General features: G+C 73.9%; 22 protein-coding genes. 9 read left to right on the forward strand and 13 right to left on the reverse strand.

Annotated features, from left to right (window positions below):
* Positions 1-243: 243 nt before the first annotated feature.
* Positions 244-564, forward strand: coding sequence for a WhiB family transcriptional regulator (locus O7542_RS27360; protein ID WP_043327856.1), 321 nt, complete (start codon positions 244-246; stop codon positions 562-564).
* An 8-nt stretch (positions 565-572) separates the two neighbouring features.
* Here the strand turns inward: O7542_RS27360 and O7542_RS27365 are convergent, their stop codons facing one another.
* Genes O7542_RS27365 through O7542_RS27375 form a run of 3 tightly spaced genes read right to left on the reverse strand, consistent with a single transcriptional unit; the run spans position 573 to position 3,364 of the window.
* A complete protein-coding gene (locus O7542_RS27365; RefSeq protein ID WP_174535410.1) occupies positions 573-1,721 on the reverse strand; it encodes an ArsA-related P-loop ATPase in 1,149 nt (382 codons plus the stop codon).
* Positions 1,722-1,775: 54 nt separating this feature from the next.
* The gene (locus tag O7542_RS27370; protein WP_043327858.1) at positions 1,776-2,750 is read right to left on the reverse strand and encodes an ArsA-related P-loop ATPase; all 975 of its coding nucleotides are present in this window, start codon (positions 2,748-2,750) and stop codon (positions 1,776-1,778) included.
* 26 nt (positions 2,751-2,776) lie between these two features.
* Positions 2,777-3,364, reverse strand: a complete 588-nt coding sequence (locus O7542_RS27375; protein ID WP_069088218.1) for a hypothetical protein — start codon at positions 3,362-3,364, stop codon at positions 2,777-2,779.
* Between the two features lie 336 nt (positions 3,365-3,700).
* Between O7542_RS27375 and O7542_RS27380 the strand changes: the two genes are divergently transcribed.
* From O7542_RS27380 to O7542_RS27410, 7 genes are all read left to right on the forward strand, one after another.
* Complete coding sequence (locus O7542_RS27380) at positions 3,701-4,138, forward strand: hypothetical protein (RefSeq protein ID WP_043327859.1); 438 nt, start codon at positions 3,701-3,703, stop codon at positions 4,136-4,138.
* Positions 4,139-4,200: 62 nt separating this feature from the next.
* A complete protein-coding gene (locus O7542_RS27385) occupies positions 4,201-4,356 on the forward strand; it encodes a DUF4177 domain-containing protein (RefSeq protein WP_013289021.1) in 156 nt (51 codons plus the stop codon).
* A 5-nt stretch (positions 4,357-4,361) separates the two neighbouring features.
* The gene (locus tag O7542_RS27390; protein ID WP_043327860.1) at positions 4,362-4,823 is read left to right on the forward strand and encodes a RidA family protein; all 462 of its coding nucleotides are present in this window, start codon (positions 4,362-4,364) and stop codon (positions 4,821-4,823) included.
* Positions 4,824-4,946: 123 nt separating this feature from the next.
* Positions 4,947-5,741 (forward strand): MBL fold metallo-hydrolase, encoded by a 795-nt coding sequence (locus O7542_RS27395; RefSeq protein ID WP_069088219.1) that lies wholly within the window; start codon positions 4,947-4,949, stop codon positions 5,739-5,741.
* On the forward strand, positions 5,738-9,319 hold the full coding sequence (locus O7542_RS27400; RefSeq protein WP_064446802.1) for an adenylate/guanylate cyclase domain-containing protein: 3,582 nt from the start codon (positions 5,738-5,740) through the stop codon (positions 9,317-9,319). Before O7542_RS27395 ends, O7542_RS27400 begins: the two co-directional genes overlap by 4 nt.
* 134 nt (positions 9,320-9,453) lie before the next feature.
* The gene (locus O7542_RS27405) at positions 9,454-9,912 is read left to right on the forward strand and encodes a hypothetical protein (protein ID WP_043327862.1); all 459 of its coding nucleotides are present in this window, start codon (positions 9,454-9,456) and stop codon (positions 9,910-9,912) included.
* A gap of 30 nt (positions 9,913-9,942) precedes the next feature.
* Positions 9,943-11,409, forward strand: coding sequence for a serine/threonine-protein kinase (locus O7542_RS27410; RefSeq protein ID WP_281605399.1), 1,467 nt, complete (start codon positions 9,943-9,945; stop codon positions 11,407-11,409).
* Here O7542_RS27410 and O7542_RS27415 read toward each other — a convergent pair.
* The 10 genes from O7542_RS27415 to O7542_RS27460 all read right to left on the reverse strand — a co-directional run bounded on the left by O7542_RS27415 (position 11,396) and on the right by O7542_RS27460 (position 22,840).
* On the reverse strand, positions 11,396-11,848 hold the full coding sequence (locus O7542_RS27415; RefSeq protein ID WP_043327863.1) for a hypothetical protein: 453 nt from the start codon (positions 11,846-11,848) through the stop codon (positions 11,396-11,398). The genes O7542_RS27410 and O7542_RS27415 overlap by 14 nt on opposite strands.
* A gap of 276 nt (positions 11,849-12,124) precedes the next feature.
* Positions 12,125-13,288, reverse strand: a complete 1,164-nt coding sequence (locus tag O7542_RS27420; RefSeq protein WP_043327864.1) for an acyl-CoA dehydrogenase — start codon at positions 13,286-13,288, stop codon at positions 12,125-12,127.
* Positions 13,285-15,300: a biotin carboxylase N-terminal domain-containing protein gene (locus O7542_RS27425; protein WP_281605400.1), complete on the reverse strand. Its 2,016-nt coding sequence runs from the start codon at positions 15,298-15,300 to the stop codon at positions 13,285-13,287. Before O7542_RS27425 ends, O7542_RS27420 begins: the two co-directional genes overlap by 4 nt.
* A gap of 14 nt (positions 15,301-15,314) precedes the next feature.
* Positions 15,315-16,922 (reverse strand): carboxyl transferase domain-containing protein, encoded by a 1,608-nt coding sequence (locus O7542_RS27430; RefSeq protein WP_069088221.1) that lies wholly within the window; start codon positions 16,920-16,922, stop codon positions 15,315-15,317.
* Positions 16,919-18,058, reverse strand: coding sequence for an acyl-CoA dehydrogenase family protein (locus O7542_RS27435; protein WP_043327867.1), 1,140 nt, complete (start codon positions 18,056-18,058; stop codon positions 16,919-16,921). Before O7542_RS27435 ends, O7542_RS27430 begins: the two co-directional genes overlap by 4 nt.
* Complete coding sequence (locus O7542_RS27440) at positions 18,055-19,731, reverse strand: acyclic terpene utilization AtuA family protein (protein ID WP_281605401.1); 1,677 nt, start codon at positions 19,729-19,731, stop codon at positions 18,055-18,057. The genes O7542_RS27435 and O7542_RS27440 overlap by 4 nt, the downstream gene beginning before the upstream one ends.
* Entirely contained in the window at positions 19,728-20,522 is a 795-nt protein-coding gene (locus O7542_RS27445; protein WP_064446797.1) for a TIGR03084 family metal-binding protein, read from the reverse strand. The genes O7542_RS27440 and O7542_RS27445 overlap by 4 nt, the downstream gene beginning before the upstream one ends.
* Before the next feature lie 19 nt (positions 20,523-20,541).
* On the reverse strand, positions 20,542-21,162 hold the full coding sequence (locus tag O7542_RS27450) for a TetR/AcrR family transcriptional regulator (RefSeq protein ID WP_043327870.1): 621 nt from the start codon (positions 21,160-21,162) through the stop codon (positions 20,542-20,544).
* Positions 21,163-21,267: 105 nt separating this feature from the next.
* Entirely contained in the window at positions 21,268-22,011 is a 744-nt protein-coding gene (locus tag O7542_RS27455; RefSeq protein WP_166457504.1) for a metallophosphoesterase family protein, read from the reverse strand.
* A gap of 151 nt (positions 22,012-22,162) precedes the next feature.
* Positions 22,163-22,840, reverse strand: a complete 678-nt coding sequence (locus O7542_RS27460; protein WP_007466162.1) for a Crp/Fnr family transcriptional regulator — start codon at positions 22,838-22,840, stop codon at positions 22,163-22,165.
* A gap of 219 nt (positions 22,841-23,059) precedes the next feature.
* On the opposite strand from O7542_RS27460, the gene O7542_RS27465 reads away from it, so the two are divergent.
* Positions 23,060-23,743: an adenosylcobinamide amidohydrolase gene (locus O7542_RS27465; RefSeq protein ID WP_281605402.1), complete on the forward strand. Its 684-nt coding sequence runs from the start codon at positions 23,060-23,062 to the stop codon at positions 23,741-23,743.
* Positions 23,744-23,802: the final 59 nt, after the last annotated feature.

Genomic DNA, 23,802 nt, shown 5'->3' on the forward strand with positions numbered 1-23,802 from the left:
CAGCGTTTTCACGTACCCGGGCGGGGTAGACGCCGGGCGAAAGCCCGGGAAGCCGGGAGTGTCCGGAATGATGGATTTCGCCGACAACGTTGCGTAATCGGGCGACTACACAGCATGATGGTGGCGGCGAAGGCAGCCGTGCGTCGTTCGTGCCGCCCTGGGGAGGCCGGCGCGGACGACCGGGGGGAGTTCGAGGGCTGCTCGCACGAAGTCGGTAGGTACTGCAAGGGGGGACGTGTACAGATGGGCATGATCACTGACTGGCCGTCACTGGCGGCATGTCAGAACGGAGACCCGGACGCGTTGTTCGTACAGGGCGCCGAACAGAACGTGGCGAAGAGGATCTGCCGGAGCTGCCCAGTTCGGTACGAGTGCCTGGCCGACGCGCTCGACAACCGGATCGAGTTCGGTGTGTGGGGTGGCATGACCGAACGCGAGCGCCGGGCGTTGCTGCGCCGTCACCCGCAGGTGACCAGCTGGCGCAAGATGTTCGAGGCGGCCATGAAGAAGAACGCCAAGGAGAAGGCCGGCAAGGACAAGGTCCTGGTGACCACTGCCACCTGACCGCCAGGTCAGCTCCGGCTGATCGCCTCGCCGATCGTCCGCAGCCCGTCGACGTCGTGCACGTCGGCGGGCTGCGCGGCCACCGACACCGCCGGCACCGCCGGGAACGCCTCGGTGAACCGGGCCGCCACCTGCTCCTCGCGTACCGCCTGCTGGGCCAGCGCGGCATGCGCGCGCAGCACTTCGACGGTGCCCTCGTGCCCGCCCGCCGCGGCCAGCCGCTCCGCGGCGGCCAGGCTCTCCGCCGCGGACAGGGCCGCCGCCGGCCGGTGCACCCGGTTGAGCACCAGCCCGGCCAGCGGCATCTGCTCTTCCCGCAGGCGACCCGCGAAGTAGGCGGCCTCCCGGACCGCGTCCGGCTCCGGGGCCGCGACCAGCAGGAACGCCGTCTCCCGGGCCTGCAGGATCCGGTACGTCTGCTCGGCCCGCTGCCGGAACCCGCCGAACATCGAGTCGAGGGCGGCGACGAAGCCGGACAGGTCGGTGAGCAGTTGGGCGCCGAGCACCTTCTGCACCACCTTGGAGAACATCCCGAAGCTCGCCGTCACCAGGTTGAACATGCTGCGTCCGCCGGTGCGCGCCGGGGCCAGCAGCAGCCGCAGCATGCGGCCGTCGAGGAATCGGGACAGGCGGGCCGGAGCGTCCAGGAAGTCGAGCGCGGACCGAGACGGCGGCGTGTCCACCACGATCAGGTCCCACTCGCCCCGGGCGTGCAACTGGCCCAGCTTCTCCATCGCCATGTACTCCTGCGTGCCGGCGAAGGTGGAACTCATGGCCTGGTAGAACGGGTTGGCGAAGATCTCCGCGGCCTTCGCCGGGTCGGTGTGCTGGAGCACCACGTCGTCGAACGTGCGCTTCATGTCCAGCATCATGGCGTGCAGCTCGCCGCCGCTGGCCTCGACGTCGATGCCCTTGACCTGGCGGGGTGTGTTGTCCAGCTCGGTCAGGCCGAGCGACTGCGCCAGCCGGCGGGCCGGGTCGATGGTGAGCACCACGGTCCGGCGGCCGTGCCGCTCGGCCGCGCGCAGCGCCAGCGCCGCGGCGGTGGTCGTCTTGCCCACGCCGCCCGCCCCGCAGCAGACCACGATCCGTACACCGTCGTCGGCGAGGATCTGGTCGACGTCAAGCGGAGGCGCCGCGTCTTCGGAAGGCACCAATCGAGCGTATCGGTCCCGAGGGGCACTCTGCTCCGTGCCGGTCGCAGGTGTGAGTCAATCCGCCCGGACGAGGGTCTCGGCGAGCGCCTCCAACCCGGCCCGGTCGACTCCTCCGGGCAGCAGCGGCAGTTCGATCATGGGCAGGCCCAGCTCCACCAGGTCGCCCCGGAGCGAGTCCTCCAGCTCTCGGCGTACCTGCTGGTCGTGGGCCTCCTCGACGAGCCCGGCCACGGTCGGGCCGTCGGTCGGCAGGCCGGCGGCGGCCAGCCCGCGCTCCAGCTCGGCCGCGGTCACGGCCCGGCCGGCCGGCACCGGCGGGCGGACGCCGTTGACGATCACCCGGCCGACCGGGAAGCCGAGCTGGGTCAGCTCGGCGACTGCGTCCAGCGTCTCCTGGACCGGCATCTCCTCCAGCAGCGTGACCACGTGCACGGCTGTCATCGGCGACCGGAGCAGCGCGGAGACGCCCTCGCTCTGGGTCTTGATCGGGCCGACCTTGGCCAGCCGGGCGGTCTCCGCTGTCACGTTCAGGAAGCGGCCGATGCGCCCGGTCGGCGGCGCGTCCAGCACGACCGCGTCGTACGTCCGGCGCGAGCCGCTGGTCCGGGTGGTCGCCTCCTTGACCTTGCCGGTGAGCAGCACGTCGCGCAGGCCCGGCGCGATCGTGGTGGCGAAGTCGATCGCGCCGAGCTTGCGCAGAGCCCGGCCGGCCGCGCCGAGCTTGTAGAACATGTCCAGGTATTCCAGGAGCGCCGCCTCGGCGTCGACCGCCAGCGCCCGCACCTCACCGCCGCCGGGCGCGTCGGCGAGGTGCCGCTCCTCGTACGGCAGCGGGTCGGTGCCGAAGAGCTGGGCGATGCCCTGCCGGCCCTCCACCTCGACCAGCAGGGTGCGCCGGCCCCCGGCGGCCAGGCCGAGGGCCAGCGCGGCGGCCACGCTCGTCTTGCCTGTGCCGCCCTTGCCGGTCACCACGTGCAGGCGGGCCGGCCATCTGCCGGCGGACTCGGCCGGCTGCTCACTCGCTGCCACCCGTCGAGCCTAACCAGCCGGCCGGATCAGCCGACCTCGCAGACCCACCAACCCGTCTTCCGCACCACTGTGAAGCGCAGGGACTGCTCGGCGACCTTCTCGTCGGCGGTGGTCATGGTCACCCGGGCGGAGACGGTGGCCCGGTCGCCGGTCTCGTTGTCGACGGTCGGGTTGCTCCAGCGGAACCGGGGGTTCTGGTACTGCTCGGCGTACTTGCGCACCTCGGCGACCTTGGCGGCGATCTTCTCGTCGTCCCGGGCCGCCGAGCAGACGAACGTGGCCGCCTTCTCGGCGTCCCGCTCCTGGTAGACGGCCTTGAGGAAGCCGTCCACCGCGATCTGCGGTTCCTTCGCTCCCTGGCCGTTCTCGGCGTCGCGCAGGACCAGGAACGCGGCAGTGCCCCCACCGCCGCAGAGCAGGACCGCGGCGGCCAGCACCAGCGAGGCGATGAGCAGCGCCGGTCGCTTGCGTGGTGGGCCGCCGGGCGGGCCGGGCGGATACGCCGGTGGCCCGGCGGCGGGAACGGCGCCCGGCGGTGTGCCGCCGCCGGGCGGTGATTGTGGGTGCGGGTCGCCGGGCGTGCCGGTGTCGCCACCGGCGGGCGGTTGGGTCATCTGTCTCCCCCGGGTTGCGGCTCCCGTCGCCGCCCCAGGCGACGGGCACGGGTCGAGGTGGTCGGGCGCGCGTCCGCGCGTGCCCAGTCCGGAAGGGTAGCGGTCGGCGGGGCGCTTGCCAGCCCCGCGTACGCACCGGCGGGAGGCGAGTTCGCGGTCGCGTTCCGGACCAGGCTTGTGTCACATATGTGACTGGTTGTGACGAAGCGTGCGCGTCCCGTTGCCGGGACTGGCCGGAGGTCCTACGTTCGTCCCGACACGGAGAGCCGGACCCGCCGGACGGTGCCGAGGCGGATGGCGGTGTCAGTGAGCAGGTACGACGCCCGGAGGCGACGCATGCGCGACGCGGAGAACACCCCCCGAGCCCAGTTCCCCGGCGACCGGTCCGGCCGGCCCGGCGAGGCCGACGTGCCCGCCTCGTTCAACGAGCGGTCGTACCGCCTTCCGGTCGAGGTGGTCCGGACGCCGTCCCGCCCCGGCGCGAAGGGGCGGGACGAGGACGAGCCCGGCTACGTCATCCACCTGCCGGTACGGGTGGCCGACCTCGCCGCGGCCACCGCGCTCGCCGGCACCGTGGCCACCTCGCTGAGCTTCCTGGTGGAGCTGGACGCGGGCGAGACCACCGTCTCCACCGCCGACGACCAGAACAACAGGCACCGGGTCTTCTGCGATCTGCTGCTGCCCGACCGCAGCCGGTGCCCGCAGCGCTTCGAGCACGAGGGCCCGTGCGGCGAGCCGCCCTCCGCGCCGGAGCCGCGTCCCGCGTCCCGTTGACGACGGCGGACCGTAGGCTGTGCCTGACCGAAGTCCAAGTCAGGCAAGGGAGCCCTCCTCCGATGCAGAAGTGGGAATACGCCACGGTGCCGCTGCTGGTCCACGCGACCAAGCAGATCCTCGACAACTGGGGCGAGGACGGCTGGGAACTGGTCTCGGTGGTGCCCGGCCCGAACCCGGAGCAGCTCGTCGCGTACCTGAAGCGCCCGAAGGGCTGACCGGCATGAGCAACGGACCCCACGCGAAGCTCGCCGAACTCGGCCTCGCACTGCCCGAGGTGGTGCCGCCGGTGGCCAGCTACGTGCCGGCCGTCCAGTCCGGGCAGCACGTCTACGTCTCCGGCCAGCTGCCGATGGCCGAGGGCAAGCTGCTCGCCACCGGCAAGGTCGGCAACGGCGTCTCCGCCGAGCAGGCGAAGGACCTGGCGCAGCGGTGCGCGCTGAACGCGCTGGCCGCGATCGACGCGCTGGTCGGGCTGGAGAACGTGGTGAAGGTCGTGAAGCTGACCGGCTTCGTGGCCAGCGCGCCCGGCTTCACCGGCCAGCCCGGTGTGATCAACGGTGCCTCGGATCTGTTCGGCGCCGTGTTCGGCGAGGCCGGCCGCCACGCCCGCAGCGCGGTGGGCGTGGCCGAACTCCCCCTCGACGCCCCGGTAGAGGTAGAGGTCATCGTCGAGGTCGTCTGACCCGCCCCGCCGAGCCCGCGATCTTGCGGTTGCCGCCCTGGCAGAAGCCCCAGACGGGGACAAACCAGCGGCGGGAACTGCAAGATCGCGGGGAGTGGCCGGGGGAGTCGTACGATCGCTGCCATGGGTGGGCGTGTGACCGGGGCCGCTGGGGCGCTTGCAGATGGGCTGCCGGGGTGGGTGACGCTGTTGCGCGCGCCCAATCCGGGGCCGATGACGCTCGACGGGACCAACACGTGGGTGCTGCGGGCCGGGCCGGACGCGCCGGCCCTGGTGGTCGACCCGGGCCCCGCCGACGAGGGGCACCTCGCCGCGATCGCGGCCCAGGGCCCGATCGGCGCGGTGCTGATCACGCACGGGCACCCCGACCACACCGAGGGCGCGCCCCGGCTGCGTGAGCTGCTCGACGGCGTACCCGTGCTCGCTGCCGACCCGGCCCACACCGCCGGCGGTGACCCGCTCACCGCCGACACGCGCCTCGACCTGGGGCTCGACCTGCGGCTGCTGCCCACCCCCGGGCACACCGCCGACTCGGTCTGCCTCCTCGCCGAGCACGACGGCGATCGGGTGGTGCTGACCGGCGACACGATCCTCGGGCGGGGCACCACCGTGGTGGCCCACCCCGACGGGCACCTCGGCGACTATTTGTCGAGCCTGGAACTGCTCTCCACGTACCGGGAGGTCCCGGTGCTCCCGGGCCACGGCCCGGCGCTCGCCGACTGCGGCGCGGCGGCCGACTTCTACCTGGCCCACCGGCGGGCCCGGCTGGACCAGGTGCGCGCCGCCGTGGCCGCGGGCGCCACCACCGCGCCCGAGGTGGTCGCCGTGGTCTACGCCGACGTCGACAGGTCGCTGTGGTGGGCCGCCGAGTGGTCCGTCCGCGCCCAGCTCGAACACCTCGGAGTGGAGCAGCCGTGACCTGCCCGGTGTGCGGGACGGTAGCGGTACCCGGGGCGCGGTTCTGTCACAACTGCGGCGCGGCGCTGCCGGCCGCCGCCACGCTGCCCGCCGCCGAACGCCGCGTGGTGACAGTGCTCTTCGGTGACCTGTCCGACTTCACCTCCTGGTCGGAGGACCTGGACCCGGAACGGGTCGGCGCGGTCACCGACCGGGTGCTCGCCGCCCTCGCGGGCGCGGTCAAGACGTTCGGCGGCCACGTCGACAAGCTCACCGGCGACGGGATCATGGCGGTCTTCGGCGCGCCGGTCGCCCACGAGGACGACGCCGAGCGGGCGGTCCGCGCGGCGCTGTCCATGCAGCGCGCGGTGCGGCGGGTGCTCGACGACGAGCGGGGCGGCGGCGCGCCGCTGGGCCTGCGCGTCGGCCTCAACACCGGGGACGTGATCGCGGGCATCCAGGCGGCGATCGAGTACACGGTCATCGGCGACACGGTGAACACCGCCGCGCGGCTCGCCGACGCCGCCGCGGTCGGCGCGGTCTACGCCGGGGCGCGCACCTCCGCCGCCACCCGGCACGTCGCCTCCTGGCGGGCGCTGCGCCCGCTGCGGCTCAAGGGCAAGCGGGAGCCGGTCGAGGCGTACGAGCTGCTGGGCCTGCTGGACGCGCCCGGCACCCGGTCCGGTCTCGGCGACGAGGCGCCGTTCGTGGGCCGGGAGACCGAGATCGGCCGGGTCGCCGGCCGGCTCGCCGAGGTGATCGACCGGGGCGAGCCCCGGGTGCTGCTGATGACCGCCGAGGCGGGCATCGGCAAGTCCCGGTTCGCGGCCGAGGTGGAACGCCTCGCCGCCGGATACGACGTCGGCGCCGGCCGGTACGCCGCGCACACCGGCGCCCGGGTGCTGTCGGTGCGGTGCGCCGCGTTCGGCGAGCGCCGCCGCCTGGCCCCGCTGGCCGACCTGGTCCGCGCCGCCGTCGGCCTGCCCGGCGACGCGGCCACCGCCGTCACCCGCCCGGCCGTCGAGGAGCGGCTGCGCCGCCTCGGCCAGCGCCTGTCCCGGCTCCCCGGCGACCCGCCACCGATCGCCGTGGACCAGCTCCTGGCCCTGCTCGGGTATGCCGAACTGCCGCCCGCCACGGAGAACGGTGAGTGGAACGCGGCCGGGCCGCCACCGGACGACGAAGCCGTGCCGACCGCTGTCGCGGACCTGCTCACCGCGCTCGCCGTGGAGGCGCCGCTGGTGATCGTGGTGGACGACCTGCACGACGCCACGGCCGAGACGCTCAAGGCGTTGGCGCTGACCCTCAACCGGCTCAGCGGGCCGGTGCTCGTGCTGCTGCTCGGCCGTCCCGAGCTGGTGCGGACCGCCGGCGCGCTGACCCGGGTCGCGGACGCCGAGGTGCACGCGCTGCCGCCGCTGCGCGGCGCGGACGCCTCCCGGCTGCTCACCAGCTACCTCGCCGGTGGCCGTATGCCCCAGGCCGACACGGACCGGCTGCTCGCCACCGCCCAGGGCAACCCGTTCTACCTGGCCGAACTCGTGACGCTGCTGATGGAGCGCGGCGCGCTGACCGCCGGGCCCGGCCGCGGCGCGGACGTCGGCTGGCGTCTCGCGCCCGGCTCGCTCGGCAGCCGGCTGCTCTCCCGGGACCTGGCCGCGGTGCTCGCGGCGCGTATCGACGCGCTGCCGCCGGATGCCCGCTCGGCGCTGCGCGACGCCGCGGTGGTGGGCGACACAGTGCCCGCCGGTGCGCTGGAGGCGCTGCGCGAGCAGCGGCTCGGGCAGGACGGCCGGCCCGCCGCGGTGGCCGCCGTCGAGCTGGACCGGGCCGTGGAGGAGCTGCTGCAACGCCGCATGCTGCACCGCACCCGCACCGGGTTCGCCTTCGCCACCCCGCTCATGCGGGAGGCCGCGTACGCCGGGGTGAGCAAGGCCGAGCTGGCCGAACGGCACGCGGCGCTGGCCCGCTGGGCCGCGCCGGAGAGCGTGGACGGGACGGGCGGCGCCCCGGCGGGCGCCTTCACCGAGGCCGCCCGGGACGACTTCGTCGCCGAGCACGTCGAGCGGGCCACAGCGCTCGCCGACGCGGTCAAGCTGCGCCCGGACGCGCCGGCCCGGGCGGTCACCCCGCTGGGCGTGGCCGCGCTGGGCCGGGCCGCCCGCCGGTCACTGCGGTCGGGGGAGCCGGCTCTCGCGGTCGAGTACGCCGAGCGCGCGGCCGAGCTGGCCCGCGACGGTGTACCGCCGGCCGACCGGGTGACGCACGCCCGGGCGCTGCTCCAGATCGGCCGCCCGGCCGACGCGCTCGCGTTCGCCGAGAAGATCGCCGCGAACACCGGTGACCCGGCCACCCGGACCGCCGCGCTGCTGCTGGCCGGGCAGGCCCAGCAGACGCTGGGTGACGCCGAGCGGGCCGAGCGCAGCTGGCAGGAGGCGTTGCAGGTGGCCACCGACGCCGACCTGCCCACCATGCGGGCGTCGGCGATGCGGCGGCTCGGCATGGCCGACTTCATCGCCGGCCGGCTCGGGCAGGCGAGCAGCCGGCTGGCCGCGTCCTATCAGGTCAGCCTGGCCGCCCGGGATCCGCGCGGGCAGGCCTGGTCGTTGCAGAACCTGGCCTGGGTGACCACCACCCGGGGCGACTTCGCCGGCACCGACGCGGTGCTCGGGCGGGCCGCCCGGCTCTTCGCCGAGCTGAAGGACCCGTACGGGCGGGCCTGGCTGCGCGGCACCACCGCGTTCGCCCGGCTGCTCGCCGGACGGCTGCGGGAGGCGTGCCGGATGGCGCGGGTGTTCCTGCCGTTCGGGGAGCGGGTCGGCGAGGCGTGGGCGGTCGGTACGCTGCGCGCGGTCGAGGCGTACGCCACCGCCGAGCTGGGCGACCTGGCCGAGGCGGACCGGGCGGCGCGGCGCGCGTACCGGGACTTCGCCGAGGTGGGCGACGACTGGGGACAGGGCTTCGCGCTCGTGGTGCGCGGCGTGGTGGCGCGCGGGCTGGGCGAGCCGGAACACGCGGCCGACCTGTTCACCGACGCGCTCGAGTACGCCGACCGCACCACCCACCCGCTGCTGACCGGCATGGCCGGGACGCTGCGCGGCTTCGTGGCGCTGGACATGGGCGACCACGAGACCGCCGAGCGGGAGGCACGGTCGGTGCTGACCCGGGTGGAGCCGCACAACCCGCAGGCCCCGGCCCAGGTCGCGCCCCGGGTGCTGCTCGCCATGGCCCGCCTCGCGGCCGGTGACCCGGGTACCGCCGTGGGGCTGCTCGCTCCGGTCGCCACCGGCGCGGCGAACGCGCCCTCGCTGCTGTTCTCCCGGCGGCAGACGATGGCCCGGTACGCCGCCGCGCTGCTCGCCCACGGCCAGCGCGAACAGGCGCTCGACTGGGCGCAGCGGTCGATCACGGCGCCGGCCGAGGACGTGCGCAGCCAGGTGGTGGCGCGGCTGGTGCTGGCCGAGGCGCTCGACGCGTGCGGCCGCCGGGCCGAGGCGCTGACGAACGCGGAGGAGGCGGTACGCCTCGCGTACGCCACCGAACAGCGCAGTGAGCGGATGGTCGCCGACGCGTTGCGGGTCCGCCTCTCCGGCGGCTGATCGCCCGCTGTTCTGACGGTTCCGGGGATGTGTTCGTCGGTGGAGCCGGTTAGCGTGGGCGGCGACAGTCGTGGATCGACTGCCGCCTCCCGGTGCGCGCCTGCGTCACCGGCGGACCACGCTGGGGAGGGACGATGAGGCTGCCGCGCTCGGGCGCCGGCTGGACGATCGCGGTCTTCGGGCTCCTCGCGCTGCTCCTCGGCGCGCTCGGCCTGATCTGGCCGGAGACTCAGCTTCGTCTGCTCGGCTTCGAGGTGCCGGCCGAACGCGCCCCGGGCGACTACACCGGCACGTTCCTCACCGCGTCGTCGATGGCCTCGTTCAACATGGGGGTCTACTACCTGCTCGCCGTCGCCACCGAGTGGCGGCCGTTCTACCGCTTCACGGTCTGGTTCCGCCTGGTCACGTTCACCGTCTTCACCATCGCGGTGCTGTCCGACGTCGCGCCGGACCGGTTCTTCGCGGTCGCCGCGTGGGAGGGGCTGGGCGCGGTCGCGACAGCCGTCGGCCTGTGGTGGGACGCGCGCCGGGCGGGCACCGCCACTGACGACTCCGCGCCGGATCCGGTGCCGGCCACCGATGCGGCCCGCTGAGCGGCCGGACCAGTTGGGTATTTTCGAACCGTGACCGAGACCCCGCCCGGCGCCGTACGGCTGCCAATCGTGCCCGGTCTGACCGATCTGCAGGTGTTCGCCCGGGGCGGCTACGCCACCATCTACCGGGCCACCCAGATCTCGGTGGGGCGCGAGGTGGCGGTCAAGATCGAGAACCGGACGCTGGACAGCGAACGCGACCAGGCCCGCTTCCTGCGCGAGGCCCGCGCCGCCGGGCGGATGTCGTCGCACCCCCACGTGGTCGACCTCTTCGACGTCGGGGTCACCGTCGACCAGCACCCCTACCTGATCATGGAACTCTGCGACGGCTCGTACGCGGAGCGGATGCGCACCTCGCCGCTGGGCCCGGAGGAGACCCGCGACCTCGGCGTGAAGATCGCCGACGCGCTGGCCCACTCGCACGCGGCGGGCGTGCTGCACCGGGACGTCAAGCCGGCAAACATCCTGCACTCCGAGTTCAACTCGGCGGTCCTCGCCGACTTCGGCCTGGCGGTGCTCGCCGAGTTCCGTGACTCCTCGGTCATGCTGGAGGCGCTCACCCCGGCGTACGCGCCGCCCGAGACGTTCAACCACAGCCCGCCCAGCCCGGCCGTCGACGTCTACTCGCTGTGCGCCACCCTCTACGCGGTGATGTACGGCCGGCCGCCGCGCTGGCACTCGGAACGCAACCCGAGTCTGGTGACCGTGCTGGAGATGTTCCAGCAGCCCATCCCCGGGCTGCCCGGGGTGCCCGGCGAGCTGATCGACGTACTCCGGCTGGGGATGTCGAACGACCCGGGCGCGCGTCCCTCCGCGGTCGAGTTGCGCGGCCTGCTCGCCGGGCTGCCGCTGGACGGCGCCCCGGCCGGCGGCGCGCTCTACGACGGCGCCGAGCGCTACCGCCGTAGCGGCGGCCCGAACCCGCGCCCGCCCGCCGACGACGACCCCCCGACCGTGGCGTCGCGGGCCCGCCGCTGGCCCAAGCGCTGGTTCCTCGGCGGCGCCGGGGTGCTCGCGCTGGCGGCGTCGGCCGGTGGCGGCTGGCTGGCCGCCGGTCACACGCCCGCCGCTCCGCCGACCCCGGTGACGAGCGGCGTGGCCGGGGGGCCGGTGCCCGGCTGCGCGTCCGCCGACGTGCGGCTCCCGGCCGGCGCGCGGTGCGCTTCCGAGCTGGAGTGCTTCGGTCCGGTACGGCTGCGCCGCGACCGGGCCGAGGCGAGCCGGGTGCCCTGCGACGGCCAGCACACCTGGGAGACGTACGCCGCGGGTGACCTGCCGGCCGGTCTCGCCGGCGCCAAGCACGACGCGGTGGTCGCCGACCCGGCCGTCGGCAAGGTGTGCAACCCCGACACGTTCCGGGTGGTCAGTGGCGCGGACCCGGCGAACGGATGGAACCTCGAGGTGCTGCCGCCGGAGACCGACGCCGACCGCACCTACCGGTGCCTGGCCGGGCGGGGAGTGAACGCGCTCGCCGGGCCCACGCTCACCGGCCGCTGAGCCCTCGGCTCTGCCGCACCGACCTCGGGTCGAGCGTCTCCAGCGTGTCGGCGTCCACCGCGGTCTGCGTCCGCAGGCCGCGTACCGCCCGCGGGTCCAGCGTCTCGAGCGTGTCCGCGTCGACCGGATGGCCGCCGGGGGCGCGCAGGTTCCGTACCGCCCGGGGGTCGATCGCCTCGAGCGTGTCGGCGTCCACTCCATACCCGGCCTCGGGCAGCCAGGTCTCGGGCGACGGGGTGTGCCCACCACCGCTGACGGGCTGGCGGGCCGCGGTGATCGTCACCCCGGCGATCATGCCCAGCACGACGCAGACCAGGGCCAGCACGACCGACAGGATGCCGGGCGGGCGCCACACCGCGAGGGCCACCACCGCCGCAACCGTCGCCAGGGACGCGACGACGGCCTTCGCCCGCGCATCGGGCTTCGGGAACGATCTCACCCGACAAGCATGGCCCAGCGCGGCAACCTGTCAACCGGCGGGCCGAGACGGCTTCCCGTCAGTCACGCTCCACTTCGGAGCGGCAGAAGCGTCGATCGAGCAAAAATCGTTACATCTGTTGGCCGGCTGCCGTATCGCTCCGGGTTGGGAAGCCGCTACCGTGAGCGTCGATCCGGGAGTGGCGAGGCCGAGGTCTCCTCGACCACACCGCCCAGTGACGGACCCCCGGGGTACGGCAGGTGATCGGGCACCCGCCGTACCCCGGGCCCACCTCGGTCAGTAGGACTTGTCCTGGCCGAGGACGTGCTGGGCGACGAAGTTGAGGATCATCTCGCGGCTGACCGGGGCGATCCGGCCCGCGCGTACCGCGCCGAGCAGCGTCGACACGCCGTACTCGGTGGTCATGCCGGCCCCGCCGAGCGCCTGGACGGCGGTGTCGACGGCGAGCGCGGCGGCCTCACCGGCCGCGTACTTGGCCATGTTGCCGGAGATGCCCGCTTCCAGGTCGCGACCCGCGTCGTACAGCGTCGCCGCCTTGTAGATCATCAGACGGGCCAGCTCGACCTGGACCGCCGCGTGCGCGAGCGGGTGCGCCACGCCCTGGTGCGAGCCGATCGAGTTCCCGCCCCACACCTTGCGGGTGGCGGTGTAGTCGCTCGCCCTGTCGATCGCGTACCGACCGGTGCCGGCGCCCATCGCGGCCACCGTGATGCGCTCCGGGTTGAGCCCGGCGAACAGCGCCGGCAGCCCGGCGTCGAGCGACTCGCCGACGAGCGCGTCGGCGGGCAGCCGGACGTCGTCGAGGAAGAGCAGGAACTGGTTCTCCGGCGACAGGATCTCCATGTCCAGCTTGGACTTCTCCAGGCCCGGCGCGTCGGTCGGCACGATGAACAGCGCCGGCTTCAGCTTCCCGGTGGACGCGTCCTCGGTGCGAGCGACCACGAGGACGTGCCCGGCCTCGTCCACGCCGGAGATGTAGATCTTCCGGCCGCTGAGCAGCCAGTCGTCGCCGTCGCGACGAGCCACTGTGGAGAGCCGGTGGAAGTTCGAACCGGCGTCCGGCTCGGTGATCGCGAAGACGATCTTCTCGGAGCCGTCGGCGAGCCCGGGGAGGTGCTTCTTGCGCTGCTCCTCCGTGCCGTGCTTGCTGATGATCGTGGCGGCGATGGCGGGGGAGACCACCAGGAGCAGCAGCGGGCAGCCGGTCGCGGCCAGCTCCTCGCACACCAGCGCCAGGTCGGTGATGCCGCCGCCCCCGCCGCCGTACTCGGTGGGGATGTTGACGCCCAGGTAGCCCAGCCGGCCGGCCTCGTGCCACAGCTCGGTGGTGTGCTCGCCGGCCTTGGCCTTCGACACGAAGTAGGAATGGCCGTACTTGCGTCCCAGCTCCCGCACCGCATCGCGGAGCTGGTCCTGTTCGGGGGTGAGGTCGAAGTTCACTGGTGGTCCTCCTCGGGGTCCACGACGGCCAGTACGGCACCCGTCTCGACCTGGCCGCCGGCGGGCACCGGCAGTTCCGTCACCACGCCGTCGGCGGGGGCGAGCACGGGATGTTCGAGCTTCATCGCTTCGAGCGTCAGCAGCAGGTCACCGGCGGCGACGCGCTGACCGACCTCGACGTGCACCCGGGTGACCGCCCCGGGCAGCGGCGCGAGCAGCGACCCGGCCGCCAGCTCCGCGGTGGGCAGGGGCAGGCGGGGCAGCTCGGTGAGGCTCGCCGCCCCGTCCGGGCCGTCCACGAAGACCGACGACCCCACCCGGTGTACGCGGAAGGCCCGCCGAACCCCGTCGACGTCGAGCACCACCCGGTCCGGGGCGGCTGTCACCAGCTCGACCACCGGCAGCTCGGTGTTAACAGGGGACCCTTCCTCTACCGGATCCGTTAAGAGGGGGCCCTTCCTTCCCCACTCGGCGAGGGCGCCGGTGCGGTCCAGGCGGTAGTGGACCTCGATCTCCTCGTCGCCCGGGCCGGTGAACCGGGTGACCTGCGGGAAGGAAGGCACGTTGCGCCAGCCCGACGGCAGCCCGGCCAGCACCGGGGCGGCGGCCCGGCGCGCGGCGGCAGCGGCCAGCGCGGCGGCCAGCGCCACCACCGGAAGCTGCTCGGCCGGCAGCAGCGGCTCGAACACCTCCGGGTGCCGGTCCAGGAAGCCGGTGTCGACGTCCACGGCGGCGAACTCCGGGCTGCGCAGCACGCGTACCAGCAGGTCCCGGTTGGTGGCCACGCCGTGCAGCTCGGCGCGGGCCAGCGCGCCGGCCAGGGCGCGGGCCGCCTCGGTGCGGGTGGGCGCCCAGGCGACGAGCTTCGCCAGCATCGAGTCGTAGTGCACGCTCACCGTCGAGCCGTCCACCACGCCCGAGTCCAGGCGCAGCCCCCGGGCCGGACCGAACTCGGCGGCGACCCCGGGGATCGCGAACCGGTGCAGCGTGCCGGTGGCCGGACGGAAGCCCTGGGCCGGGTCCTCGGCGCACAGCCGTACCTCGATGGCGTGGCCGTCGGCCGGCGGCGTGGTGGTGACCGGCAGCGGCTCGCCCTCGGCGACGAGCAGTTGCAGCCGTACCAGGTCCAGCCCGGTGGTCAGCTCGGTGACCGGGTGTTCCACCTGGAGGCGGGTGTTCATCTCCAGGAAGTGCACCTGCCCGTCCGGCGCGAGCAGGAACTCCACTGTTCCCGCGCCGACGTAGTCGACGGCCCGCCCGGCGGCCACCGCCGCCTCGTGCAGCGCCGCGCGCACGTCGTCGGGCAGCACGCCGGGCGCCTCCTCGACGATCTTCTGGTGGCGGCGCTGGATCGAGCAGTCGCGTACCCCGAGGGCCACGACGGTGCCGTGGGTGTCGCCGAAGATCTGCACCTCGACGTGGCGGCCGCGTTCCACGTACCGCTCGATGAAGACCGTGCCGTCGCCGAACGCCGCCGCCGCCTCGCGGCGCGCGCCCGCGACGGCCTCGGCCAGCCCGGCCGCGTCGTGGACGATCCGCATGCCCCGGCCGCCGCCACCGGCGGCGGCCTTGACCAGCACCGGGAAGGCGGTGACCTCGGCCGGGTCGGTCCAGGTGGGCAGCATCGGCACGCCCGCGTCGGCGAGCAGCGCCTTGGCGGCCATCTTGTCGCCCATCGCCGCGATCGCCTTCGCGGACGGCCCGACCCAGGTCAGACCCGCGTCGGTCACCGCCGCCGCGAACTCGGCGTTCTCGGCCAGGAAGCCGTAACCGGGGTGGACGGCGTCCGCGCCGGACCGCCGGGCCGCGTCGAGGATGGCGTCGATGCGCAGGTACGTCTCGGCCGGCGTGTTCCCCGGCAGCCGTACCGCCTGGTCGGCGTCGGCGACGAACGGCGCGTCGGCGTCCGGGTCGGAGTGCACGGCGACGGTGGCCACGCCGAGGGCGCGGCAGGTGGCGAAGACCCGGCGGGCGATCTCGCCCCGGTTCGCGACCAGAAGCTTGGTGATCATTTTGAGCACGCCCCCTACATCCGGAAGACGCCGAAACCGTCGGCGCCCTTCACCGGTCCGTTGTGGATCGCCGACAGGCACAGCCCGAGGACGGTACGGGTGTCCCGGGGGTCGATCACCCCGTCGTCGTAGAGCCGGCCGGACAGGAACAGCGCGCCGGACTGCGACTCGATCTGCTGCTCGACCATCATCCGCATGGCGGCGTCGGTGTCCTCGTCGTACTCGCGTCCCCGGGCGGCGGCTGCCTGCCGGGCCACGATGGACAGCACCCCGGCGAGCTGCGCCGGGCCCATCACCGCCGACTTCGCGTTCGGCCAGGTGAACAGGAACCGCGGCTCGTACGCCCGGCCGCACATGCCGTAGTTGCCGGCGCCGTAGGAGGCGCCCAGGTTGACGGTCAGGTGCGGCACCTTCGAGTTCGACACCGCGTTGATCATCAGGGCGCCGTGCTTGATGATGCCGCGCTGCTCGTACTCGGTGCCGACCATGTAACCGGTGGTGTTCTGCAGGAAGACCAGCGGTGTGTCCGCCGCGTTGGCGAGCTGGATGAACTGCGCCGCCTTCTGCGCTTCCTCGCTGAACAGCACGCCCCGGGCGTTCGCCAGCACGCCGACCGGGTAGCCGTGCAGCTCACCCCAGCCGGTCACGAGCGCGGTGCCGTAGCCGGGCTTGAACTCGTCGAACGCGCTGTCGTCGAGTACCCGGGCCAGCACCTCGCGCGGGTCGAACGGCACCTTCAGGTCGGCGCTGGCGATGCCGAGCAGCTCCTCCGGGTCGTACCGGGGTGGCAGCGGATGGGGGTTGCGGGGCGGCGGGCCCTGCTTGCGCCAGTTGAGCCGGCGGACGCACTGCCGGGCCAGCCGGATCCCGTCGCGCTCGTCCTCGGCGAGGAAGTCGGCCAGGCCGGACGTGGTGGCGTGCATCGCCGCGCCGCCCAGCGACTCGTCGTCGGTGACCTCGCCGGTGGCCATCTTCACCAGCGGCGGCCCGGCGAGGTAGACCTGCGAGCGGTCCCGGATCATGATGGTGAAGTCCGACATGCCGGGCACGTACGCGCCACCGGCGGTGGCGTTGCCGAAGACCACGCTCACCGTCGGGATCCGCTGCGCCGACAGCCGGGTCAGGTCCCGGAACACCCGGCCGCCCGGAATGAAGATCTCCGCCTGGGTGGGCAGGTCCGCCCCGGCCGACTCGACCAGGTTCACCATCGGCAGCCGGTTCGCCGCCGCGATCTCACCCGCCCGCCGGGTCTTCGCCAGCGACCACGGGTTGATCGCGCCCCCGCGTACCGTCGGGTCGTTCGCCACGATCAGGCACTCGACGCCCTCGACCACGCCGATGCCGGTCACGGTGCTGGCGCCGACCGGGAAGTCGGTGCCGAACGCGGCCACCGACGACAGCTCCAGGAACGGGCTGTCCGGGTCGAGCAGCAGCTCGATCCGCTCCCGCGGGAGCAGCTTGCCGCGACCGTGATGGCGGGTCACGTACTTCTCGCCGCCACCGCCCCGGGCCTGGTCGAGCGCCGCCTCCAGTTCGGCGAGGCGTTCCAGCAGCGCCTCCCGGTTGGCGGTGAAGGCGGGCGCGGACGGGTCGATCGTGCTCTGCAGAACTGTCGTGCTCACAGGCCCATGCCCTTCGCGATGATCTCGTTCATGATCTCGGTGGCGCCGCCGCCGATGCCGAGCAGCCGGGCGTCGCGGTAGTGCCGCTCCACCTCGGCGTCACGCATGTAGCCGAAACCGCCGTGCAGTTGCAGCGCGGCGTCGACGACGAAGTCGCACGCGGACACCGCCACGTTCTTCGCGATCGCCACCTCGGTCACCACCGGCTGCCCGGCGGCGACCCGCTCGGCGACCTCGTGCACGTACGCCCGGGCCGCCTCGGTGCGGGAGTGCATCTCGGCCAGCCGGTGCCGCACCACCTGCCGCGAAACGAGCGGCCGGCCGAACGTCTGACGGTCCCGGCACCACCGCACCGTCAGGTCCACGCAGCGCTGCGCGGTCGCGTACGCCTGCGTGGCGAGCGACAGCCGCTCGGCGGCGAACTGCTGCATGATGGCGAGGAAGCCGGTGTCCTCCGGGCCGACCCGGTTGCGCACCGGCACCCGGACGTCGACGAAGGACAGTTCGGCCGTGTCGGAGCAGTGCCAGCCCAGCTTCTCCAGCCGCCGGCCCACTGTGAACCCCGGCGTGCCCTTGTCGATCACGAGCAGGCTGAGCGAGCCCGACCCGGGGAAGTCGGTGCAGACCGCAGTGGTGACGAAGTCGGCCCGGACCCCGCTGGTGATGTACGTCTTGGCGCCGTTCACGACGTAGTGGTCGCCGTCGCGTACCGCGCAGGTGCGGATGCCCGCCACGTCCGAGCCGCCGTCCGGCTCGGTGATCGCCAACGCGCCGATCATCGTCCCGGCGAGCGCCGGCCGGACGTACTTCTCGATCAGCGCCTCGTCCTGAGCCTGAACCATGTGCGGCAGCGCGATCCCGTGCGTGAACAGCGCGGCGATCAGCCCCGACGACCCGCCCGAGCGGATGATCTCCTCGGTGACCACCATCGAGTCGAGCAGGTCGCCGCCGCTGCCGCCGACCGACTCCGGGAAGCCGATGCCGAGCAGGCCGACCTTCGCGGCGGTCTCGTGCAGCGACCGGGGCAGTTCGCCGGCCCGCTCCCAGTCGGACAGGTGCGGCAGCACCTCCCGGACCACGAACGAGCGGGTCAGCTCGCGTAGCTGCCGGCGTTCCGGCGTGTCCACGATGGTCATGCCGGAACCTCCGTCGGAAGATCGACCACCCGGGAGCGCAGCAGCTCGCCGAGCGCCTTGGCCTGGGGATCGAACCGGGTGGACGCGGCCACGCCCTGCCCGAGCAGCCCGCGGATCACGAAGTTGACGGCGCGCAGGTTCGGCAGCTCGTACCGCTCGACGGTGAGCGACGCCGTCTCCGGCAGCAGCTCGGCCAGCCGTTCCACGGTCAGCCAGTCGCGCAGCCACGGCCAGGTCGCGTCGGTGCGGGCCCAGACGCCCAGGTTGGCGTCGCCGCCCTTGTCGCCCGAGCGCGCGCCGACCAGCTCACCGAGCGGCCCCCGCCGGGTGGCGTGCAAGGAAGGGCCCCCTGTTAACGCCTCGTGTTGTACAAGGGTCCCTTCCAAACCGCTCGTCACCGTCGGCGGCGGGATCGGCACCCGCTCGCCGGAGGGCAGCACCGCCACGTGCTCGACCGCGTCCTGCGCGATCGCGTCGGCGGTGAACACCCCGTACGGCGTCGCGTCACCGGGCAGCGTGGTGAGCGTGCAACCCGGATAGGAGGCCAGCGCCAGCTCCACCGCCGCCGCCGAGAACGCCCGCCCGGCCCGCGACTTGTCGCCGTCGCGCAGATGTACGTGCAGCAGCGCGCTCGCCGCCTCGGTGTCGCCGGTGTCCGGGTGGTCGGTACGGGCCAGCGTGAACTCCAGCCCTTCCGTGCCGACCGACTCCTCGATCTGGGCGCGGACCAGTGCCGCCTTGGCCGGGATGTCCAGCCCGCACAGCACGAACGTCATCGAGTTGCGGAAGCCGCCCAGGTTGTTGACGCCCACCTTGAGCGTGTCCGGCGGCGGCGTGCCGCGCACCCCGGACACCCGGACCCGGTCCGGGGCCTCCTGCTCCAGCCGCACCGTGTCGAGCCGGGTCACCACGTCCGGCCCGAGGTAGTCCGGGCCGCCCACCTCGTACAGCAGCTGGGCGGTGACCGTCTCGACCGTCACCGCGCCGCCGGTGCCGGCGTGCTTGGTGAGCACCGACGAGCCGTCCGCGTGCAGCTCGGCGATCGGGAATCCGGGCCGGTGCCCGCCGTCCGGCAGTTCGGTGAAGAAGCTGAAGTTGCCGCCGGTGACCTGCGCGCCGCACTCGATCAGGTGCCCGGCCACCGTGGCCCCGGCCAGCGCGTCGAGGTCGTCGCGGGTCCACCCGAAGCGGGCGATCGCCGGGCCGACCGCCAGCGAGGCGTCGGTGACCCGACCGGTGACCACCACGTCCGCGCCCGCGTCCAGGCAGGCCGCGATCCCGAACGCGCCCAGGTACGCGTTGGCGGTCAGCGCGTCCGGCCGCTGGATCGCGTCGCCCTCGACGTACCCGACCCGCACCTGGAGGCCGAGCCGGTCGCCGAGCGACCGGATCGCGTCGGCCAGCCCCGCCGGGTTGAGGCCGCCCGCGTTTGTGACCAGCGTGACGCCGCGGTCCAGCGCGGTGCCGAGCACGCCCTCCGCCTGGCGCAGGAACGTCTTCGCGTAGCCCAGCGACGGGTCGCGCATCCGGTCCCGGCCGAGGATGAGCATGGTCAGCTCGGCCAGGTAGTCACCGGTCAGCACGTCCAGCTCGCCGCCGTCGAGCATCTCCCGCCAGGCGGCGAAACGGTCGCCGTAGAAGCCCGACGCGTTCCCGATCCGCAGCACGCTCATGAGGGAACTCCGCTCGCCGGTTCCCGCTTGTCACCGGGCGGGCCGGCGAACGCCTGGGCCACGTCCAGCCACTCGTCGGCCACCGGCCCGGTGGCGGTCAGGGCCAGGTCGGCGCGGTGCCGGCGCTGCGTTACGAGCAGGCAGAAGTCGAGCGCCGGGCCGGTCACCCGGTCGGCCGCGTCGGCCGGCCCGAACTCCCAGACGTCACCGCCCGCGGGCGCGGTCAGCTCCACCCGCACCGGCGCCGTGGGCACCGCACGGCCGTGGGCGGCGAAGCCGTGCCCGAGGGTACGGAAGCCGAGGTGCGCGATGTGGCGCAGGCGCTGCGTCGGGGTACGGCTGACGCCCAGCGCGTCTGCCACGTCCTCGCCGTGCGCCCACGTCTCCATCAGCCGGGCCGTCACCATCGAGGTGGGCGACATGCTGGTGCCGTACCAGGGGATCTTCTGCCCGGCCGGGACGGCGGTGAGCGCGCCGGCGAGCGCCGACCGGCCGGAACGCCAGCGGGCCAGCAGCGCAGGTGGGGGCGCGAGGAAGGACTCGGCGCCGTCCTCGACCAGGCGCGACGGGTCCGGCGCGGCCATCACCGAGGCGAAGAACGCGGACTCGTCGGTGGCCGCCAGGTAGGCGACGTGGTCGGTCCAGGCCAGGTGTGCGATCTGGTGTGCGACGGTCCAGCCCGGGGCCGGTGTCGGCCGCTCCCATCCGTCCGGTGGCAGGTCCGCGACGAGCGCGTCGAGTTGTTCGGACTCGGCGGCCAGATCCGCGAGCAGGGCTGTCAGGTCGACCATTGTGCCTCCGGGCGGGGGATCAGTGCCGCTCGCTCTCGGGGGTGAGCAGCGCGGCGAGCTGGCGTTTCCAGGTGTGCAGCAGGGCGGCGCGGCGGGGCGAGTCGTCGCTGAGCAGGTTGGCCACGCCGAGGCCGCGGAGCAGGTCGAGCGTGGCCTGCACCGACTCGCGTACGCCCGGCTTGCGCTCGTCCACGCCGAGCAGCTCGACGGTGAGCCGGTGCATCTCGCGGCCGATCCGCGCCTCCAGCGGCACCAGCGCGGCGCGCAGCTCGGCGTCGGTACGCGCGGCCACCCACAGCTCCAGCGCGGCCGCGAACAGCGGGCCGGTGAAGGAGGCGGCGAGCAGGTCGACCACGCCGTCGAGCCGCTGCGGGCCGACCGGCAGGGCCGCCGCCTCGGCGCGCAGCTCGGCCGCCCGGCGCTCGGTCAGGTGCGCGACGGCGGCGGTGACCAGCGCGGCCTTGGTGGGGTAGTGGTGCAGCTGGGCGCCCCGGGAGACCCCGGCGCGGGCCGCCACCACTGTCGTGGTGGTGCCGGACCAGCCGTGCTCCACCAGGCAGTCGACTGTCGCCTCCAGCAGCCGGGCCTGGGTGGCGCGGCTGCGCTCCTGCTGCGGAACTCGGCTCGGTGCGGTGGACACGCCATCAGCCTGCCGCCCCCAAAACAAACAGTCAAGCCTGACTTTTTTGAAAGGAGGGGGCCCTTGTTAACGCCTGCGGTAGCGGAAGGGCCCCTTGTTAACGCCTCAGCGACCGTCGCGCGGAGCGAAGACGGTGAGCGCGTCGGCGTCGGAGTGGCGGGAGCGGACGTACTCGTCGGCCCAGGCCGCCGCGTCCGGAAAGGCGGACTCGGTGGCGATCCGGGCGCAGGCGGCGTCCACGTCCAAGCGCGTACGGCGCAGTTGCACGCCCGGACCGAGCAGCGCCCACCAGGCGCCCGCGCCCCCGTACGGCATGCCGACGCTGCCCGGGTTCACCACCAGGCGACGGTCGACCAGCCGGGTGAACGGCATGTGCGTGTGCCCGCAGACCACGGTGCCGACCTCGGGCGGCAGGCCGGCGAAGACCTCGGCCCAGCGGTCCAGCCGCGAGTCGACGAGCACGACCTCCTCGTCGTCGCGCGGGGTGGCGTGGCAGAACAGCACGTCGCCCAGACCGGTGACCGGCAGCGTGACGGACGGCGGCAGCGCGGCCAGCCGGGCCACCTGGTCGTCGCGGAGCTGCCCCGCGGCCCAGTTCGACACCTCGATCGGGGACGCCGCCCCGGCACGCGCCTGCACCAGCTCCCGGTCGGCGTTCCCGCCGACCCAGCAGGCCCGGTCACCGAGCGCGGCCAACCGGTCCAGCACCTCGACCGGCTGCGGACCGGCCGCCAGGTCGCCGGTGAGGACGATCAGGTCGGCGGCGGCCACGTCCGGCTCGGCCAGCACCGCTTCCAGCGCGGGCAGCACACCGTGGATGTCGGACAGGACGGCGACGTGATCGGGCATCGTCCCAGCGTGGCGGCACCGGCCCGGAGGACCAAGCGATTCTGCGACGGGCAGAGACGGCTTGCTCAGAGGCGACCGGCCCGGCCTGCGCAGAACGGCATCGGCCCGGCTCCGCGCGGTGGCGGGCCGGGCCGGGAAGCCGGTACGGAGGTCAGACCCGCGCGCGGCGGGCCAGGCGCTCCGGGTCGAGGATGATGATGCTCTTGCCGTCCAGTCGCAGCCAGCCGCGCGAGGCGAAGTCGGCGAGCGCCTTGTTGACGGTCTCGCGGGAGGCGCCGACGAGCTGGGCGATCTCCTCCTGGGTGAGGTCGTGCGTCACGCGCAGCACGCCGCCGTCGCGGGTGCCGAAGCGGCCGGCCATCTGGAGCAGGTTCTTGGCGACCCGGCCCGGCACGTCCGTGAAGATCAGGTCGGCGAGCGAGTCGTTGGTCCGGCGCAGCCGGCGGGCCAGCACCCGCAGCAACTGCTCGGCGATCTCGGGCCGGTTGTTCAGCCACGGCCGCAGGGCCTGCTTGCGCAGGCGTACGAGCCGGGTGTCGGTGACCGCGGTGGCGGTCGCCGTACGCGGACCGGGGTCGAAGAGCGACAGCTCACCGACCATGTCCGACGGGCCCATCACGGCGATCAGGTTCTGCCGGCCGTCCGCCGCGCGGCGACCCACCTTGATCTTGCCGGACAGGAGGATGTAGAGACTGTCGCCGGGTTCGCCCTCGTTGAAGACGATTTCGCCCTTGCGGACCTCGATCGTCTCCATCTCCTTGGCGAGCGCCTCGGCAGCCTCCGGGTCGACACCCTGGAAGATCCCGCTGCGGGCCAGTACCTCGTCCATCGCGCACCTCCGCCTGCGCGTGCCGTCCGTCGGCCGGGTCCGCCGTCCGCTGATCCCTCGCGCGCCGCCAGTCTAGGCGCACATGAGTAGGAATCAGAGGTGCACCCCTGGAATCTTGATCGTTGGGCGTAACCCGCCCGACCCGGTGAGCAGCTAAGATCCCGCTTCCGGTCCGGGCCGGCGCCACCCGTTCCCTCCTGTGATCGTAGGGTGACCGGCGTGCTGTGTGAGCCGTTCCTGACCACCAGGTCCGAAGCCGGGTGGGACATCCCCCTGCTGGTCTGGCGGGCCGAGACGCCGCTGCTGGCGGTCGGCTCCGCTCCGCTGGGCGGCGGGATCGGCGTCCGCGGGTGGGTGCTGAACGCGACGGTGCCGATGTCGTACGACCGGGACGACCCCGCCGCGCACCTGGCCGAACTGGCGCACGGCCTCGGCCTGGGCGGACCCGGCGTCGGGCTGCTGACCGGCGTGGACGTGACCGAGGTGGTCAGCCACGCCGACGGCGGCGTCCGGGTCTGGGCGACCGTCGGCCTGGGCACGCCGGTCTGGGCCGCCGCCCCGGAGGCGGCCGCCGTCGTGCCCGAGCCCGCGCCGCCCGCGCAGCGCGTCGGGACCGTCAACATCGTCGCGTACGTGCCGCAGCGGCTCGGCGACGCGGCACTCGTCAACGCGGTGGCCACCGTCACCGAGGCGAAGGCGCAGGCGATCTGGGAACTCGGACTGCCCGCCACCGGCACCCCCACCGACGCGGTGACTGTGCTCTGCCCGGCCGACGGCGATCCGGCCCCGTACGGCGGGCCCCGGTCGGCCTGGGGCGCGCCACTGGCCCGGGCCGTGCACGCCGCCGTCCGCTCGGGCGGCGCCGGGACCGTGGTGCCCTGGTCCGACCGGCGGGCGGGTTGACGTGCGGCCCTCACATGCGACACGCCGGGTTTTCCGACCGATCGGCCCTCGTCGCGGCG

It is taken from the genome of Micromonospora sp. WMMC264 (assembly GCF_027497275.1).
Taxonomy (GTDB): Bacteria; Actinomycetota; Actinomycetes; order Mycobacteriales; family Micromonosporaceae; genus Micromonospora; species Micromonospora chalcea.

Bases quoted from the DNA above. Each gene is read 5' to 3' on its own strand.
- O7542_RS27385 (WP_013289021.1), top strand. From the start codon at position 4,201: ATGCAGAAGTGGGAATACGCCACGGTGCCGCTGCTGGTCCACGCGACC.
- O7542_RS27460 (WP_007466162.1), bottom strand. From the start codon at position 22,840: ATGGACGAGGTACTGGCCCGCAGCGGGATCTTCCAGGGTGTCGACCCG.
- O7542_RS27360 (WP_043327856.1), top strand. From the start codon at position 244: ATGGGCATGATCACTGACTGGCCGTCACTGGCGGCATGTCAGAACGGA.
- O7542_RS27440 (WP_281605401.1), bottom strand. From the start codon at position 19,731: ATGAGCGTGCTGCGGATCGGGAACGCGTCGGGCTTCTACGGCGACCGT.
- O7542_RS27455 (WP_166457504.1), bottom strand. From the start codon at position 22,011: ATGCCCGATCACGTCGCCGTCCTGTCCGACATCCACGGTGTGCTGCCC.
- O7542_RS27445 (WP_064446797.1), bottom strand. From the start codon at position 20,522: ATGGTCGACCTGACAGCCCTGCTCGCGGATCTGGCCGCCGAGTCCGAA.
- O7542_RS27405 (WP_043327862.1), top strand. From the start codon at position 9,454: ATGAGGCTGCCGCGCTCGGGCGCCGGCTGGACGATCGCGGTCTTCGGG.
- O7542_RS27425 (WP_281605400.1), bottom strand. From the start codon at position 15,300: ATGATCACCAAGCTTCTGGTCGCGAACCGGGGCGAGATCGCCCGCCGG.
- O7542_RS27390 (WP_043327860.1), top strand. From the start codon at position 4,362: ATGAGCAACGGACCCCACGCGAAGCTCGCCGAACTCGGCCTCGCACTG.
- O7542_RS27375 (WP_069088218.1), bottom strand. From the start codon at position 3,364: ATGACCCAACCGCCCGCCGGTGGCGACACCGGCACGCCCGGCGACCCG.
- O7542_RS27435 (WP_043327867.1), bottom strand. From the start codon at position 18,058: ATGACCATCGTGGACACGCCGGAACGCCGGCAGCTACGCGAGCTGACC.
- O7542_RS27395 (WP_069088219.1), top strand. From the start codon at position 4,947: ATGGGTGGGCGTGTGACCGGGGCCGCTGGGGCGCTTGCAGATGGGCTG.
- O7542_RS27380 (WP_043327859.1), top strand. From the start codon at position 3,701: ATGCGCGACGCGGAGAACACCCCCCGAGCCCAGTTCCCCGGCGACCGG.